This is a genomic window from Streptomyces antimicrobicus, assembly GCF_020532625.1.
Classification (GTDB): Bacteria; Actinomycetota; Actinomycetes; order Streptomycetales; family Streptomycetaceae; genus Streptomyces; species Streptomyces antimicrobicus.
Genome location: NZ_JAJAUY010000032.1, coordinates 36,137 through 51,305 on the forward strand (window position 1 = coordinate 36,137; position 15,169 = coordinate 51,305).

Genomic DNA, 15,169 nt, shown 5'->3' on the forward strand with positions numbered 1-15,169 from the left:
CCCTTCGAGCGGACGTCGGGCGCGGCGCCGCCCCCCGTGGGTCCGGCGCCGCTGTGCCCTCCCTGGCCCGGCCAAGCTAGCCGCCCGAACGGCCCGTCCCGCCGCGATCGAAGCCCCGGCGGTGATCCTTACGCTGCGCTTAAGGAAGGCTTGAGGGCGGCGACAGGAAGCCGGGGAAGCGTCCCGTCCGGGCGAGGTGCTCCAGGGTGTCGAGGGCGGCGAGGGCCTCCCGGGCGGCCCCGGGGTCGCGCGCGGCCAGACCGCTCGCCGCGAACTCGTCCTCGTCCAGGCGGCGTACGTCCGTGCCGTCGGCGCAGACCCACAGGTCGAGGTCCAGGTCCTCCACCACGATCTCGCCGTCGCGGACCACCGCGGGCCGGGTGATGTCGCAGTACCAGCCCTTGCGGACGCCGTCCCCGCCGCGGACCTCCTTGACGGCGTACCAGCGGTCCCGCCAGAAGTGCTCGACGAACACGTCGCCCGGCTCGAAGCGGACGAAGCCGAAGTCGCGGACGCCGGCCGCGGCCCAGGGGGCGCGGACGGTGATGCGGGAGCCGTCGTCGGCGAGCGGTTCGGCGGGGTAGCGGATCTTGGTGCGGCCGGCCTTGGTCAGGGTCACGGTCACGGGCGCAGGCCCGGGGGCCGGCACGGGCGCAGGCACCGGGGCCGCCACGGGTGTTGAGGGCCGCTGCGCGGCGTCGGCGTTCTCGGTCACTTTCCGATCTCCTTGGCGTAGCGGACCTCGGTCGCGCAGACCTCGTAGCCGAACCAGGTGTTCACGGCGAGCATCGGCGCGTTCGCGGTGTCGTTGCCGGTGAAGGCCTCCCGGTAGCCGGCCGCGCGGGCGCGGTGCAAGGAGGCCGTCTTGACGAGCTTGGCCAGGCCCCGGCCGCGGAAGGCGCGCAGCGTGCCGGTCATCCCGGAGGCGTAGCGGCCGGCGCCGTCGGTCAGGGCGGCGGTGAAGGCGGCCACGGTGCCGTCGACCAGCGCGACGGTGGTGAGCTCCTTGTCCAGGTCCGGGTTGTTCCACGTGTGCCGGACCCAGTCGGCGTAGTCGTCGAACTCGACCTCGACGTCACCCGGCTCGTCGGCCGTGGTCTCGGCGTCGGCCTCGAACAGCGGGCGCGGGTCGGCGGCGAAGGCCGAGGCCGGACGCAGTTCGACCCCGGCCGGCAGCGGCGGGACCGGCGGCAGCGCGCCGCCCGCCAGGTCCAGGCGCAGGAAGTGCGCGGAGCGACTGGCGCGGTAGCCGCGGCGCTCGGCGAAGGCCCGGTACGCCGGCTCGTCCAGGACCCAGGCGAACACCTCGGCGGCGCCCTCTCCGGCCAGGTACGCCTCCGCGGCGGCCAGCAGGCCGCTGCCCGCCCCGAGGCCGCGCCCGGCCGGGTCGACGTAGGCGTTGACGAAGGACCGGCCGGGCTCGGGGCTGTCGTACGCGAGGCCGACCTGGGCGGTGCCGACGATCCGGCCGTCGGCGGTCTCGGCGACCAGGACGCGGTAGCGCTTGGCGGGGTTGGCGCCGGCGAGCTCGAAGGCGACGCCGGCGGGGGTGCTCAGCAGGTACGGCAGCGCCGCGCGGCGCACTCGTACGACGGACTCCACGTCCGCGGGGTCGGCGGGGCGGAGGTCGCGGATCACTACGGTCATACGGCGCACGCTATGCGGGCGCTCCCGGTGGCCGCCCGCGATTTTCCCCGGCCCCCGGGCCGTAGGGCGGGGGAGTGGCAGAATCGGGCGCGTGACCTCGACGAACCTCAGGATCTCGCTCGACGCGGCGGCCGGCGCGGACGCCCCTTACGAACAGGTGCGCGCGCAGATCGCCGACCAGGCCAGGTCGGGCCGGCTGCCGGCCGGGTTCAAGCTCCCGACCGTGCGGGGGCTGGCGGAGGAACTGGGGCTGGCTGCCAACACCGTGGCCAAGGCGTACCGGGCGCTGGAGGCGGACGGGGTCATCGAGACGCGGGGGCGGCACGGGACGTTCGTCGCGGCGGCCGGGGACGCCGTGGCCCGCGAAGCCGCGGCCGCGGCGCAGGCCTTCGCCGAGCGGGCCGCCCGGCTCGGCCTGACCTTCGACGAAGCCACCGCCACGGCCCTGGCCGCCGTCCGGGCCCGCTACCGCCGGCCCTGACCCGCCCGCCGGCCGGGCCTGCTACAGGTACAACCCCGCGTCCGAGCCGTTCGGTTGGGCGGGGAGGACGGCGGCCGGGCCCGAGCCGCGGCGCAAGGCGTAGAGCTCGGCCAGGGTGGCGCCGTCGCGGCCGACGCCTTCCTCCGTGCCCAGCCAGTCCACCGCCTCGCGGTGCGTCAGCTTGCCCACCTCGATCCGGGCCAGGCACCGCCCCGGCCGCACCACGGCCGGATGGAGCCGCTCCAGGTCCTCGTTGGTCGTCACGCCCACCAGCACGTTGCGGCCCTGCCCCAGCAGCCCGTCCGTCAGGTTCAGCAGCCGTGACAGCGCCTGCCCGGCCGTGTGCCGGGCCTCCCCGCGGATCAGTTCGTCGCAGTCCTCCAGCAGCAGCAGCCGCCAGCGGCCCTTGCTCGTGCCCTCGTCCTCGCCGATCGCGATGTCCATCAGGTAGCCGACGTCGTTGAACAGCCGCTCCGGGTCCAGGACGCAGTCCACCTGGCACCAGTCCCGCCAGGACCGCGCCAGCGTCCGCAGCGCCGAGGTCTTGCCGGTCCCCGGCGGGCCGTGGAGCAGCAGCAGGCGGCCCGCGATGTCGTCGGGGGTGACCTTCATCAGCCGGTCCATGGCGGCGGCCACCGGCGCGGTGTAGTTCGGCCGGACCTCCGCCCAGGTCCCCGCCGCGATCTGACGCGTCGTACGGTACGGGCCGCGGCGCGGCGAGACGTACCAGAAGCCCATCGTGACGTTCTCCGGCTGCGGTTCGGGCTCGTCCTGCGCCCCGTCCGTCGCCTGGCCCAGCACGCTCTGCGCCAGCTCGTCGCTGACCGCTGTCACCGTCACGTCCGCGCCCCGGCTCCAGCGCGAGACGAGCATCGTCCAGCCCTCGCCCTCGGCCAGGGTGGCGCTGCGGTCGGTGTCGCGCGCCGCGCGCAGCACCGTGGCGGCCGGCGGCAGCAGCGTGGCACCGGCCTTCACCCGTTCGATCGTGACGCTGTGCGAGTACGGCTGCTCACCGGAGGCGAACCGGCCGAGGAACAGCGCGTCGACGACGTCCGACGGGGAGTCGCTGTCGTCGACGGTGAGCCGGATCGGCAGGGCGTCATGCGGGTTGGCTGGCATGGCGCCCATGATCCGGCACGCGGTGCCCTCGTGCACCCGTGTTTCACCGGTTCGTTCGCCGGAACGGGTGCCCCCGTTTCGCCCGCCTTCCGGGTCATGTGCCGTGGCGGCGGCTTCCAAACGTGGTCCGGGGTGAAGATTCCGGCCGGATCTCCACCCTGAATCTTCTTGGCATGAACACTTCCAGCCAGGGCTTGGCGCCGGTACCACATATGCGGCAGACAACCCCCACAAGGAGCCGCACCCATGAAACTGTCGCGTTTCGCCGCCCTGGCCTCGTCCCTGTTACTCGCCACGGGGGCCGCCCTGTTCGGCGCCGGCCAGGCCTCGGCCGCGGCCGATTTCGGCTACGTCGCGCTCGGCGACTCGTACTCCTCCGGCGTCGGCGCCGGCAACTACGACAGCGCCAGCGGGAACTGCAAGCGCACCACCCGCGCCTACCCCGCCCTGTGGGCCGCCGCCCACGCGCCCCAGAGCTTCGCCTTCACCGCCTGTTCGGGCGCCCGCACGGACGACGTGCTCTCCGGGCAGCTCGGACCGCTCAACTCCGGCACCGACCTCGTCAGCATCACCATCGGCGGCAACGACGCCGGCTTCGCGGACGTGATGACCACCTGCGTCCTGCAGTCGGAGGCCACGTGCCTGAGCCGCATCAACGAGGCGAAGGCCTACGTCACCAACACCCTCCCCGGCAAGCTCGACGCGGTCTACAACGCGATCGACAGCCGCGCCCCGAACGCCCGGGTCGTGGTGCTCGGCTACCCCCGCTTCTACAAGCTGAACGGCACCTGCACCGCCGGCCTCAGCGAGACCGAACGCGCCGCCATCAACGGCGCGGCCGACCACCTCAACGCCACGACGGCCAAGCGGGCCGCCGACCACGGCTTCACCTTCGCCTCCGTCGCCGGAGCGTTCACCGGGCACGAGATCTGCTCCGGCAGTGCCTGGCTGCACAGCGTCAACTGGCTCAACATCGGCGAGTCGTACCACCCGACCGCCGCCGGGCAGTCGAGCGGCTACCTGCCGGTCTTCACGAACGCCGCGTAGGTCGCGGCCCGGGGAGGGTCCGGCCGATCGTGGCCGACCCTCCCCTTCCCACGTGCCGCTCAGCCCGGCTTCAGCAGGAGCCAGGCCGAGGCCGCCGCGACCGCCAGGACCGCCGCCAGCAGCGCCAGGACCGCCGCCGTCCGGCCGGGCGCCGTCCGTCCGGCCGCCGTCCGGCCGGGACCGGGCTGCCGGCCCGCCGCCGGAGCCGGGGCCGAGGCACCCGGGGCGGTCGCCGTCCCGTCGGTCCCGGCCGCACCCGCGGCCGGTGCCGCCGCCCGGACGCCGCCGGGCCGGGCCGGTCCGCCCCCGGCGGCCTCGTGCAGCAGCCGCGCCGTCTCCTGCGCCGACAGCCGTTCGGCCGGGTCGGTCCGCAGCAGGCCCGTCAGGACCGGCGTCAAGGGCCCCGCCCGGCGCGGCGGCTCGAACGCTGCCTCGACCAGCGCCCGCAGCGTCGCCGTCGGGCCGTCCCCGCGGAACGGCGGGCGGCCCTCCACCGCCGTGTACAGCAGGGCTCCCAGCGACCACAGGTCCGAGGCCGGGGTGGGCCGCAGGCCGAGGACGCGCTCCGGCGCCAGGAAGTCCGGGGCCGCGAGGTCCGGGGCCCCGACCTCCCGGGCGCCCGGCGGCCCTGGGGGCAGGGGCCGGTCCTCCTGCTCGCCCTCCTCGCGCAGGAGGCCGAAGCCGCCGAGGACCACCCGGCCGTCGTTGCCGAGCAGCACCCTCCCGGGGTGCAGTCCGCGGTGCAGCAGCCCCGCCGCGTGCGCGGCGCGCAGCGCGTCCAGCACCTGCGCCCCGACGTCCGCGGCCCGGCGGGGGGTCAGCGGTCCGTCGGCGGCCAGCACCTCCGCCAGCGTCAGGCCGCGCACCAGCTCCGTGACGATCCAGGGCCGGCCGTCGTCCGTGACCACGACGTCGAGGACGCCGAGCACCCCGGGGTGCCCGATCCGGGCCGTCGCCCGCGCCTCCCGCGCCAGCCGTTCGTACGTCGACCCGTACGGCGCCCCGTGGGCCGGCCCGGCCTCCGCGGCGGCCGGCCCGGCCGGGGGGCGGACCTCCTTGACCGCGACCTCGCCGCCCCGCTGCTCGTCGCGGGCGCGCCAGACCAGGCTCGTGGCGCCCCGTCCCAGTGGGTCCAGCAGGCGGTACCGGCCCGCCACGACACGTCCTGGTTCCTCGCTCACGCGCGCTCCCTCCGCGTCGCAGGGCCGTGACTCCACGTTAGCGCCGGGGGCCGCGTTCTGCCCCCGGTCGTCCCGCGACTCCCGGGTTCCTCCCCAAACCGCCCCGATTGTGCGGAGAGTGACGGTCGACTCCGCTGAGTAACCGTCAACTCCCCGTACGGACAGGGGTAATTCACACGACCGGGATACCCGACTGCGACGCCGGGACGATAGGGTTAACCTGCCCGGGCCGGGTGCCCTCGTACGGGTGGGGAGAGATCATGGAACAGATAACGATGCGCAGCAGGCCGCCACGCGTGCCTGCCATCACGTGCGGCAGTAGCGCGACCAGTTCGCGCCTCGACCGCCACCTCGCCGTGCTGGGCGGACCCGCCGTCCCGCAGCGCGAGGTCGCCGAGGCGACCCTGCTGATGCGTGAGCTCACGTCCCGCGACCACACGCACCACCAGCGGAGCCGGAGCGCGCGCGTGTCGCTCTTCGCGCCGCTGCGCCGGCTGCGCCGCACGCTCTTCGGCAGCCGCCGCCACTAGCCCCCGCCCCACCCCTCCCGGTCACGGCCGGGAGGCGGCACCCACCGAACCCCGGCTCTCTCAGGCGATCACACCGTCCCGGCGCAGTGCCGAGATCTGCGCGCCCGTCATCCCCAGGGCGCGCAGCAGGGCATCGGTGTGCTCGCCGAGCGCGGGCACCGCGCCCATCCGCGGTGCCGCGCCGTCCGGCAGCACGATCGGCGGCAGCAACGCCCGCAGCGGGCCCGCCGGTGTCTCCACCTCGCGCCAGCGGTCCCGCGCCGCGAGCTGGGGATGCCCGGCCAGCTGTGCCACGGAGTTCAGCCGTGCGCAGGCGATCCCGGCCGCCTCCAGGCGGGCCAGCGCCTCCGCCGCCTCCAGCCCGGCCAGCGCCTCGGCCACCACGGCGTCGGTCCCCTTCCGGTTCGCGGTCCGCGCCGCGTTCGTCGCGTACGCCGGATCGTCGGCCAACTCCGGCCGCCCCAGCACCTGTTGCGCGAGACGCCGCCATTCGCGGTCGTTCTGCACCGACAGCAGCACCCGGTCGCCGTCGGCGGTCCCGTACGCGTCGTAGGGGGCGATCACCGCGTGCGCGAGGCCCGTGCGGACCGGCTGCTCCCCACCGTGCATGGTGTGGTGCAGCGGATGGCCCATCCACTCGGCGAGCGCGTCCAGCATCGAGACCTCCACGCGCCCGCCGCGCCCGGTCGTCCCGCGCCGCAGCAGCGCCGCCAGGACCCCGGAGAAGGCGTACATGGCCGCCGCGATGTCGGCGGCCGGAACACCCGCCTTGACCGGCTGCTCGGGCGTGCCGGTGACCGAGACCAGGCCCGCCTCGCACTGCACCAGCATGTCGTAGGCCCGCTTGTGCGCGTACGGGCCCTCGGGGCCGTAGCCGGAGATGTCGACCGCGACCAGCCGCTCGTACCGCGCGCACAGCGTCGCGGCGTCCAGGCCGAGACGGGCGGCCGCGCCCTGGGCCAGGTTCTGCACGAACACGTCCGCCCCGGCCAGCAGCCCGTGCAGCACCTGCCGCCCCCGCGGATCCTTCAGGTCCAGCGCGAGGGACTCCTTGCCGCGGTTGGCCCACACGAAGTGCGAGGCCAGGCCGCCCGCGGCGGTGTCGTAACCCCGGGCGAAGTCACCGCCGTCGGGACGCTCGACCTTGACGACGCGGGCGCCGAGGTCGGCGAGCTGCCGGGTGGCGAACGGTGCCGAGACGGCCTGCTCGACGGCGACGACGGTGATCCCGTCCAGGGGCAGCGGGGCCGGCATCGGGTTCATCGGTTCCATGACACCGATGCCTACAGGCTGACCGGGGGTGCTGTCACCACGGGCGGCAGGGACATCCACCGGTACGTCCGGATTCCGCACCTGCGGTGCCGGCGCCCCTCGCCACGCCGCTCCGCACGTCTTTCATCGACGCTCCGGACGACGGCGCCACCGCGAACGCCGCCGGGACCGCCGCCGGGACCGCGCTCGGGGTGCGTCCCTAGGATGGGGGCGAGGTGATGACGAGCGTGACGGCAGCGAGCGGGCGACCCGCCGAACCCGAGGTGATCTGGACCCGCCCCCACCGGTCCGGCCGCGGCCCCCGGCCCGCGCACAGCCGCGAGTCGATCGCGGCGGAGGCGGTACGGATCGCCGACGCGGACGGCATCGACGCGGTCTCGATGCGGCGCGTCGCGGCCGGCGTCGGCGCGGGCACCATGTCCCTGTACAACTACGTGCCGCGCAAGGAGGACCTGTACGAGCTGATGGTCGACGCGGTGAGCGGCGAGTACGACCTGAGCGCGGCGCCCACCGGTGACTGGCGGGCCGACATGCTCGCGCTGGCCCGGCAGACCCGCGACCTGATGCGCCGCCACCCGTGGCTGCCGCGGCTGCTCACCCCCGTCCACGGCTTCAGCCCGAACGCCCTGCGCTACCTGGAGCACTGCCTGGAGTGCCTGGCTCCGCTGGACGCGCCGGACGGGGACAAGCTGGAGCTGGTGGCCGCCGTCAACGGCACGGTGGCCACCTTCGTCGGCAGCGAGCAGGCCCTCGCGGAACGCGCCCGGGCCCTGCCGTGGAGCGAGGCCGCCGAACAGCGGGTCCGCGCCGCCTACCTGGGCTCCCGGCTCGCCACCGGCGCGTACCCCCGGCTCGCCGCCGCCCTCGCCGGAGCCGGGGCGGCGATCCCCGCGCACGACGACGTCTTCGACCGGGTGGTGCTGCGGCTGCTGGGCGGCTGGGGCTGAGCCCGCCCCCGGCCCGGGTGTCGGATCGGCGCGAACCGGCCGCCCGCCCCCGGGCCCGGGTCAGATCAGGGCGAACTGGCCGCCCGGTCCCTCCTCGTGGTGGTCGAGCACCGAGGCCGGACGCCGTGCCCAGCGCGGCGCCGGCAGCACCCCGGCCGCCCGCAGCTCCGCCGCGGTCAGCGGCGGGCCGACGGTCAGCCCCGCCCGCGCCGGCTCCAGCTCCGCCAGCAGGGCCAGCGTGGTCACCAGGGCCAGCAGTTCCGACGTCCACGACTGCGGCCACTCGTCGGGGCCGAGCCCCTCCAGGCCGTCCAGTTCCCGGTGCGCGGTCCGCGCGGCGAACCACCGCTCCAGCACCCGCACCCCCGCCACCTCGTACTCCCAGGCGGCCGCCGGAACCGGCGAGACCGCCCCCGCGTCCAGGGACAGCGTCTCGGTCCCGGCGTCGTACGACAGGGCGGTCGGCCGGGCCGGCACAGCCTGGCGCACGTAGGGCCGCCGGCCGCCCGGCAGCCGCGGCGGCTCCCCGCCCCGGGCCCCGCGCAGCTGGATCCGCAGCAGCCGGTGGCCGAGTTCCACCCCGGCCCGCCACCGCTCGGCGTCGGCGGGCAGCGGCACCCGCAGCCCGCCCGGCCCCGGCCGGGCCGCGGCGAGCACCCAGCACAGCACCTCCTCCGGGGCGACCCAGGTCCCGTAGCGGGCGCCGAGCAGGTCCAGCAGGCCGGGGGCGAGGTTCGGCTCGGCGCCGCCGGGGCGGCGGTGCAGCGGGCGGACCCGGCCGGTCCGCCCGGCCGGCAGCAGGGCCGTGGCCACCACCCCCGGCCCCGCCTCCAGCAGGAACAGCTGCTGCTCGTCCAGCACCCGCCACAGCTCCGGCCGGGCCGCGTCGATCAGCCGCTGGTCGGGCAGCAGCCACTGCTCGTCGAAGGGCTCGTGCAGCACCCGTACCGGCTCCGGGCACGGACCGGGCGCGGCCGAGAACCGGCCGGTCGCCGTCCGCTGCCCGGGCAGCGCGGCGGCCCCCGCGTCGGGGGTCCGGGCCCGCGTCGGCCGGAACAGCCGCTCCCGTTCCGCCCCCTCCGCCCCGGTCAGCGCCGCCCAGCGGGCCCGCAGGGTGCCCGGGTCGGGCGCGGTCACCCAGGCCCGGCCGAGTCGCAGGCCCGGTACGGACCACGGGAGCAGCTCGTCCAGCAGGGGCCCGTCGTCGCAACCGGCGTTCTCGGTGTTGCTCGCACTCGCGCTCACGCCGCAGATGGTAGGGGGTGCTCCCGGCCCGCCGGACGCTTACGCTCCTTGTGTGGACATGTTCCGACCGAGGAGGCGGTCATGAGCCAGTACGACGAGTACTCGACCCCGTCGCAGGCCGAGGGTGAGCGGCTCGACGACGACATGGACGAGAAGGAACGGGCCCAGCGCCACCCGCAGACCATGCGGACCACGCCCTCCCAGGCCGAGGGCGAGCGCGGCGCCGACGACGAGGAACGCTGAGGACGCCCGACGGCTGACGCCCGACGCCCGACGGCTGACGCCCGGCGGCCGAGGGTCGGCGGCCGACGCCGCAGGCGGACGCCCGAGGCCGACGGCGGTCAGTGCGCGTCGACCGTCACCGTGAAGGAGAAACGGTCCCCCCGGTACCGGATCCGCGCCACGTCCACCACCCGGCCGTCCTCGTCGTACGTCACGCCGGTGTAGTGCAGGATCGGGCTCAGCAGCGGCACGTCCAGCAGCTCGGCGGTGGTGGGGTCGGCCAGGCGCGCCTCGACGGTGTCGGTGATCCGGCTGATCCGCACCCCGACCACGTCCCGCAGCACCTTCGTCATCGGCCACCGCTCCAGATCGGCGAGGTCCACGGACTCGGCGAGCTCGGGGAGGACGGCGTTCTCGGCCCAGTTCGTCGGCTCGCCGCTGTCGCCGTCGCGGCGCAGCCGCCGGTACGTGACCAGCTCGTCGGTGTCCGGGAAGTACGTGCGCAGCTCCCCGGGCACCGGACCGCGCTCCTGGCCCAGCACCGTCGTCCGCTCGCCCGACTGCTGGGCCACGATCGCGTCGACCGAGCCCAGCAGCCGCACCGGGGCCCCGCGCTGGGCCCCCGGCTCGATGAACGTCCCGCGCCGCCGGTGCCGGCTGATCAGCCCCTCCTGCTCCAGCTCCTTCAGCGCCTGCCGCATGGTGAGCACGCTCACCCCGTAGTGCTCCGCGAGCTGCTCCTCCGTGGGCAGCCGCAGCGAGTCGTCCGGCGTGCGTCCGAGTATCGAGGCGCGCAGCGACTGCGACACCTGGTACCACAGGGGCAGCTTCCGGTTGAGCACCAGCGAGTCGGGGGCGAAGGCGGTCACGGGCGGTTCTCCGTAGGGGCGGGGCGGCGTGCGGGGGCGGATCCCAGGATCCTAGGCCGCCGGTTCAGGGGCGGAAATGGCGCTGCAGCCCCTGCCAGACGTCGTCGTAGCCGCGCTGGAGGTGACCGGCCCCCGCCGCCTGGGCGGTGGCGGTGATCGGCCAGCGCGTCTCGAACATGAACGCCAGGCCGTCGTCGATCTTCTGCGGCTTGAGCTCGGCGGCGCTGGCCCGGTCGAACGTCTCCCGGTCCGGGCCGTGCGCCGACATCATGTTGTGCAGCGAGCCGCCGCCGGGGACGAAGCCCTCGGCCTTGGCGTCGTAGGCGCCCTCGATCAGGCCCATGTACTCGCTCATCACGTTGCGGTGGAAGTACGGCGGGCGGAAGGTGTCCTCGCCGACCAGCCAGCGCGGGGCGAAGACCACGAAGTCCACGCCGGCCAGGCCCGGGGTGTCCGACGGGGAGGTCAGCACGGTGAAGATCGACGGGTCCGGGTGGTCGTAGCTGATGGTGCCCATGACGTTGAAGCGGCGCAGGTCGTAGACGTACGGCACGTGCGTGCCGTGCCAGGCGACGACGTCGAGGGGGGAGTGGTCGTAGGTGGCGGTCCAGAGGTTGCCGCAGAACTTGTTGACCACCTCCACCGGGCCGTCGACGTCCTCGTACGCGGCCACGGGCGCCCGGAAGTCCCGGGCGTTGGCCAGGCCGTTGGCGCCGATCGGGCCGAGGTCGGGCAGCTCGAAGGGCTGGCCGTAGTTCTCGCAGACGTACCCGCGCGCGTCGTCGTCGAGCAGCTCGACGCGGAACCGGACGCCGCGCGGGATCAGGGCGACCTCACCCGGTCCGGCGCTCAGCAGGCCGAGCTCGGTGCGCAGCAGCAGCCCGCCGCGCTCGGGGACGATCAGCAGCTCGCCGTCGGAGTTGCCGAACACCCGGTCGGTCATGGAGGCGTTGGCCGCGTAGAGGTGGACGGCCATGCCGGTGCGCTGGGTGGCGTCGCCGTTGCCGCCGAGCGTCCACAGGCCGGCCAGGAAGTCGGTGCCGGGGGCCGGGTCCGGCAGCGGGTTCCAGCGCAGCCGGTTGGGGTCCGGGACGGTCTCGGTGAACGGCGCCGTGCGCAGGTGGCCGTTGTCGGCCCGGGTGAAGGGCGGGTGGGCCGCCGAGGGGCGGATCCGGTAGAGCCAGGAGCGGCGGTTGTGCCGGCGCGGCTCGGTGAACGCGCTGCCGCTGAGCTGCTCGGCGTAGAGGCCGAGGGGAGCGACCTGGGGGGAGTTCCGGCCGATGGGGAGGGCCCCGGGGAGGGCTTCCGAGCTGTGCTCGTTGCCGAAGCCGGTGAGGTACACCAGCCCCTCCGCCGTCTTCCTGGCCTGCTCGGTCATGCCTGCTCCCGCTCCGTCGAAGGAATCCTATGGTCGACAGTAGGATTCCGCTCCCCGTCCCGTCAACGGCGCGATCGCGCCGGGTGGCCCGGCGAAGAGGTCGGGCGGCAGGGCGAAGAGGCTCGGCGGCCCGGCGAAGAGGTTGGCGGCCCGGCGAAGAGGTGGGCGGCAGGGCGAAGAGGTCGGGCGGCAGGGGGAAGAGGCTCGGCGGCTCGGCGAAGAGGTCGTGCGCAAGGGGCTCACAAAAGATGAACATTGCTCTACTCTCTCGCGCATGTCGTGGATCCGCAGGTCTCCTGCCGTGCCGGGCGCGCTCCTCACCGCCCTCCTCGCGCTCCTCGCCCTCGCGTCCGTCCTCGTCGCCGCGCCCGCCGCCCAGGCGCACGAGGAGCGGCCCGTCACCTTCCCGGACGGCTCCGGGACCGTCCCGGCCTACCGGGCGGCGGCCGAACCCGACCTGCTCGTGTGCAAGACCGACCGCGCCGACTTCGAACGGCGCGTCGCCGGCTTCCCGCAGGAGCTCAGGCAGCGCAACCTGGACCTGTTCGCGCGCTGCGCGCAAAGCGGCTTCCGCCACCTCCAGGAGGCCGTCGACCGGGTCGACCGGCCCGGCATGAACATCGCCATCCTGCCCGGCCTCTACGAGGAGGAGCCCTCGCTGCCGGCCCCGACGGGGGAGTGCGCCTCCCTCGAAGCGCCCGACTCCGCCCTCGGCTACCAGATCCTCAGCTACGAACAGCAGGAGCGCTGCCGGCACAACCAGAACCTCGTCGCGATCCTCGGCAAGAAGGACCTCCAGATCGAGGGCACCGGAGCCCACCGCACGGACGTCGTCATCGACGCCAAGTACCAGAAACTCAACGCCGTCCGCGCCGACCGCTCCGACGGCATCTACTTCAAGAACTTCACCGCGCAGCGCACCACCTTCAACGCGCTGTACGTACTGGCCGGCGACGGCTTCGTCATCGACGACGTCCTCACGCGCTGGAACGACGAGTACGGCTTCCTCACCTTCGCCAGCGACCACGGCCTCTACAAGAACTGCGAGTCCTACGGCAACGGCGACTCCGGCATCTACCCCGGCAGCGCCTCGAACATCAACGACGGCCGCGGCTACGACGTCCCCCGCTACTCCATCGAGATCACCGGCTGCCGCAGCCACCACAACATGGTCGGCTACTCCGGCACCGCCGGGGACTCGGTCTGGGTCCACGACAACGAGTTCGACCAGAACATGGGCGGCGCCTCCATGGACAGCGCCTTCCCCGGGCACCCCGGACTCCCGCAGAACCACGCCAAGTTCGAGCGCAACCTCATCCACGACAACAACCAGGACTACTACCGCCACGTCGCCGACGGCACCTGCGCCAAGCCGCCCGTCGAGCGCGGCTACGAGCAGGGCGTGGTCTGCCCGCAGATCTCCATGCCGCCGGGCACCGGCATCATCACCGCCGGCGGCAACTGGAACATCTACGAACACAACTGGGTCTACGGCCACCACCGCGCCGGCTTCTTCCTCTCGGCCGTGCCCGCCTTCATCCGCGGCGAGTCGGCCTGGTCGAAGCAGACCGACACCTCGCACCACAACCGGTACGCCGACAACGTCCTCGGCCGCGACAAGGCCGGGACGTCCCGCCCCAACGGCATGGACGTGTGGTGGGACGGCCAGGGCCGGGGCAACTGCTGGCAGCCCGGGCCCGACGGCTCCACCCCCGGCACGCTGCCCCGGTGCGGCGACGCCCGCGGCCAGGTCTCGGGCGCCTCGGCCCGACTGGTGGGCGAACCGGTGAAACTGGCCCAACTGCTCGTCTGCGCCGACTACAACGTGCAGGCACGCCGGCTGCCGGCCGGCTGCGACTGGTACGGGGCACGCGGCCTGGAGCGGGTCGAGACCCAGATCGCGGTCGCCGTGGCCGTGGTGCTGCTGCTGGTGGGCGGCGTGCTGTGGTGGCGCCGGCTGCGCCGCAGCCGCCTGGGCACCGCCGCCTGGCTGCTGGGCGTCGCCGGCCTCGCCCTGGACGTCGCGGGTTCGACCCTGCCCCTGACCGCGACCTTCGTCCCGGCACTGGCGCTGCTCCTGCTGGGCCTGTGGTGGACCGGCACCGGCCTGGCACTGCGCGCCGACCGCCCCTGGCTGGCGCGGCTGACCCTGCTGGTGGCCGCCCTGACCCTCCTCGACGCCTTCGACAAGGCCGTCCTGATGATCCCGTGGATCCCGCTGAGCCCGGCGTGGATCCGCGCCCTGCTGACCGTCCTGTGGGCCCTGTGGGCGGTAGCCGCCACCACCCGCCCGGGCCCCCACACCCCGTCCCGCCCCACCGCCCCCTCCGAACCACCACCCTCCGACCACGCCCCGTTCGCCGACCGCTCGCCGTCTGCCGATCGGGCGCTGTCCCGCGACCGCTCGCCGTCTGCAGATCGGGCGCCGTCCCGCGACCGTTCGCCGTCTGCCGACCGTTCGCCGTCTGCTGGCCCTTCGCCGTCCTCACCGGGCCCGGACCCGGACACGGCCGCGCCGCAGTCGGCCCTGGACGCGACCGGCCCCGCCGACACTGAGCCGACCCGATGACGCGCCACGGCTGGACCGGCCGCCCCGGCGCGGCGGGCCGGGCCGACGGAGCAAGCCGGGTGGAGGGGGAGGGCCGGCTGCCCGGCCTCGTGGCCGGGGCCGGTGGGACGGGCGCGGCTGACGGAGTGGGCCGGGCCGACGGAGTGGCGGGGTGGCCCGGAGGGGCGGGTGCGGCCGAGGGGGTGAGCCGGTCCCGCGGGGTGGGCGCAGCCGACGGAGTAAGCCGGACCGGCTGGGTGGACTGGGCTGGCGGAGCCAGCCGGGTGGAGGGGGAGGGCCGGCTGCCCGGCCTCGTGGTCGCGGCCGGTGGGACGGGCGCGCCCGACGGAGCGGGCCGGACCGGCATCGTGGCGGGTTGGCCCGGAGGGGCGGGTGCGGCTGGCGGAGCAAGCCGGGTGGACGGAGTGGGCCGGACCGCCGTCGTGGCGGGTTGGCCCGGAGGGGCGGGTGCGGCTGGCGGAGCAAGCCGGGTGGACGGAGTGGGCCGGACCGCCGTCGTGGCAGGTTGGCCCGGAGGGGCGGGTGCGCCCGAGGGGGCGAGCCGGTCGTGTGGGGCGGGCGCGCCCGACGGAGCGGGCCGGGCCGACGGGGCAGGCCGGGCCGACGGGGCGAGTCGGGCCGACCAGGCCGGTCGGGCCGGCAGGCCCGAATCGGCAGGCCTG

General features: G+C 75.1%; 14 protein-coding genes. 6 read left to right on the forward strand and 8 right to left on the reverse strand.

All coding sequences use genetic code 11. The features are described from left to right. Positions 1 to 139: 139 nt before the first annotated feature. Positions 140 to 661, reverse strand: a complete 522-nt coding sequence (locus LG632_RS11405; RefSeq protein ID WP_226726864.1) for a ribonuclease FAU-1 family protein — start codon at positions 659 to 661, stop codon at positions 140 to 142. Between the two features lie 50 nt (positions 662 to 711). Continuing rightward, on the reverse strand, positions 712 to 1,647 hold the full coding sequence (locus LG632_RS11410) for a GNAT family N-acetyltransferase (RefSeq protein ID WP_226726850.1): 936 nt from the start codon (positions 1,645 to 1,647) through the stop codon (positions 712 to 714). Between the two features lie 91 nt (positions 1,648 to 1,738). Here LG632_RS11410 and LG632_RS11415 point away from each other — a divergent pair, with 91 nt between their 5' ends. Next, positions 1,739 to 2,128: a GntR family transcriptional regulator gene (locus LG632_RS11415; RefSeq protein ID WP_226726851.1), complete on the forward strand. Its 390-nt coding sequence runs from the start codon at positions 1,739 to 1,741 to the stop codon at positions 2,126 to 2,128. 21 nt (positions 2,129 to 2,149) lie between these two features. Here the strand turns inward: LG632_RS11415 and LG632_RS11420 are convergent, their stop codons facing one another. Then, entirely contained in the window at positions 2,150 to 3,256 is a 1,107-nt protein-coding gene (locus LG632_RS11420) for a DUF5925 domain-containing protein (RefSeq protein ID WP_226726852.1), read from the reverse strand. 237 nt (positions 3,257 to 3,493) lie between these two features. Here LG632_RS11420 and LG632_RS11425 point away from each other — a divergent pair, with 237 nt between their 5' ends. After that, complete coding sequence (locus LG632_RS11425) at positions 3,494 to 4,294, forward strand: SGNH/GDSL hydrolase family protein (RefSeq protein ID WP_226726853.1); 801 nt, start codon at positions 3,494 to 3,496, stop codon at positions 4,292 to 4,294. 59 nt (positions 4,295 to 4,353) lie between these two features. On the opposite strand, the gene LG632_RS11430 is transcribed toward LG632_RS11425, so the two are convergent. After that, complete coding sequence (locus LG632_RS11430; protein ID WP_226726854.1) at positions 4,354 to 5,475, reverse strand: serine/threonine-protein kinase; 1,122 nt, start codon at positions 5,473 to 5,475, stop codon at positions 4,354 to 4,356. Positions 5,476 to 5,735: 260 nt separating this feature from the next. Here LG632_RS11430 and LG632_RS11435 point away from each other — a divergent pair, with 260 nt between their 5' ends. Next, complete coding sequence (locus tag LG632_RS11435) at positions 5,736 to 6,005, forward strand: hypothetical protein (protein WP_226726855.1); 270 nt, start codon at positions 5,736 to 5,738, stop codon at positions 6,003 to 6,005. Between the two features lie 60 nt (positions 6,006 to 6,065). Here the strand turns inward: LG632_RS11435 and LG632_RS11440 are convergent, their stop codons facing one another. Next, the gene (locus tag LG632_RS11440) at positions 6,066 to 7,259 is read right to left on the reverse strand and encodes a CaiB/BaiF CoA transferase family protein (RefSeq protein WP_226726865.1); all 1,194 of its coding nucleotides are present in this window, start codon (positions 7,257 to 7,259) and stop codon (positions 6,066 to 6,068) included. Positions 7,260 to 7,495: 236 nt separating this feature from the next. Here LG632_RS11440 and LG632_RS11445 point away from each other — a divergent pair, with 236 nt between their 5' ends. Further along, positions 7,496 to 8,224 (forward strand): TetR/AcrR family transcriptional regulator, encoded by a 729-nt coding sequence (locus LG632_RS11445; RefSeq protein WP_374203458.1) that lies wholly within the window; start codon positions 7,496 to 7,498, stop codon positions 8,222 to 8,224. A gap of 60 nt (positions 8,225 to 8,284) precedes the next feature. On the opposite strand, the gene LG632_RS11450 is transcribed toward LG632_RS11445, so the two are convergent. Beyond that, positions 8,285 to 9,469, reverse strand: coding sequence for a type ISP restriction/modification enzyme (locus tag LG632_RS11450; protein WP_226726857.1), 1,185 nt, complete (start codon positions 9,467 to 9,469; stop codon positions 8,285 to 8,287). Positions 9,470 to 9,550: 81 nt separating this feature from the next. Between LG632_RS11450 and LG632_RS11455 the strand changes: the two genes are divergently transcribed. Beyond that, entirely contained in the window at positions 9,551 to 9,712 is a 162-nt protein-coding gene (locus tag LG632_RS11455) for a hypothetical protein (RefSeq protein WP_226726858.1), read from the forward strand. 98 nt (positions 9,713 to 9,810) lie between these two features. Here LG632_RS11455 and LG632_RS11460 read toward each other — a convergent pair whose 3' ends face one another. Together LG632_RS11460 and hmgA are read right to left on the reverse strand one after the other, a co-directional pair. Then, entirely contained in the window at positions 9,811 to 10,560 is a 750-nt protein-coding gene (locus tag LG632_RS11460; RefSeq protein ID WP_226726859.1) for a GntR family transcriptional regulator, read from the reverse strand. A gap of 64 nt (positions 10,561 to 10,624) precedes the next feature. Continuing rightward, a complete protein-coding gene (gene hmgA, locus LG632_RS11465; RefSeq protein ID WP_226726860.1) occupies positions 10,625 to 11,938 on the reverse strand; it encodes a homogentisate 1,2-dioxygenase in 1,314 nt (437 codons plus the stop codon). A 274-nt stretch (positions 11,939 to 12,212) separates the two neighbouring features. Here hmgA and LG632_RS11470 point away from each other — a divergent pair, with 274 nt between their 5' ends. After that, positions 12,213 to 14,507 carry a right-handed parallel beta-helix repeat-containing protein gene (locus LG632_RS11470; RefSeq protein ID WP_226726861.1) on the forward strand — a complete coding sequence of 765 codons (2,295 nt, stop codon included), beginning with the start codon at positions 12,213 to 12,215 and terminating at the stop codon, positions 14,505 to 14,507. Positions 14,508 to 15,169 lie beyond the last annotated feature (662 nt).

Bases quoted from the DNA above. Each gene is read 5' to 3' on its own strand.
- LG632_RS11410 (WP_226726850.1), bottom strand. From the start codon at position 1,647: ATGACCGTAGTGATCCGCGACCTCCGCCCCGCCGACCCCGCGGACGTG.
- LG632_RS11420 (WP_226726852.1), bottom strand. From the start codon at position 3,256: ATGGGCGCCATGCCAGCCAACCCGCATGACGCCCTGCCGATCCGGCTC.
- LG632_RS11425 (WP_226726853.1), top strand. From the start codon at position 3,494: ATGAAACTGTCGCGTTTCGCCGCCCTGGCCTCGTCCCTGTTACTCGCC.
- LG632_RS11435 (WP_226726855.1), top strand. From the start codon at position 5,736: ATGGAACAGATAACGATGCGCAGCAGGCCGCCACGCGTGCCTGCCATC.
- LG632_RS11440 (WP_226726865.1), bottom strand. From the start codon at position 7,259: ATGCCGGCCCCGCTGCCCCTGGACGGGATCACCGTCGTCGCCGTCGAG.
- LG632_RS11445 (WP_374203458.1), top strand. From the start codon at position 7,496: ATGACGAGCGTGACGGCAGCGAGCGGGCGACCCGCCGAACCCGAGGTG.
- LG632_RS11455 (WP_226726858.1), top strand. From the start codon at position 9,551: ATGAGCCAGTACGACGAGTACTCGACCCCGTCGCAGGCCGAGGGTGAG.
- hmgA (WP_226726860.1), bottom strand. From the start codon at position 11,938: ATGACCGAGCAGGCCAGGAAGACGGCGGAGGGGCTGGTGTACCTCACC.
- LG632_RS11470 (WP_226726861.1), top strand. From the start codon at position 12,213: ATGTCGTGGATCCGCAGGTCTCCTGCCGTGCCGGGCGCGCTCCTCACC.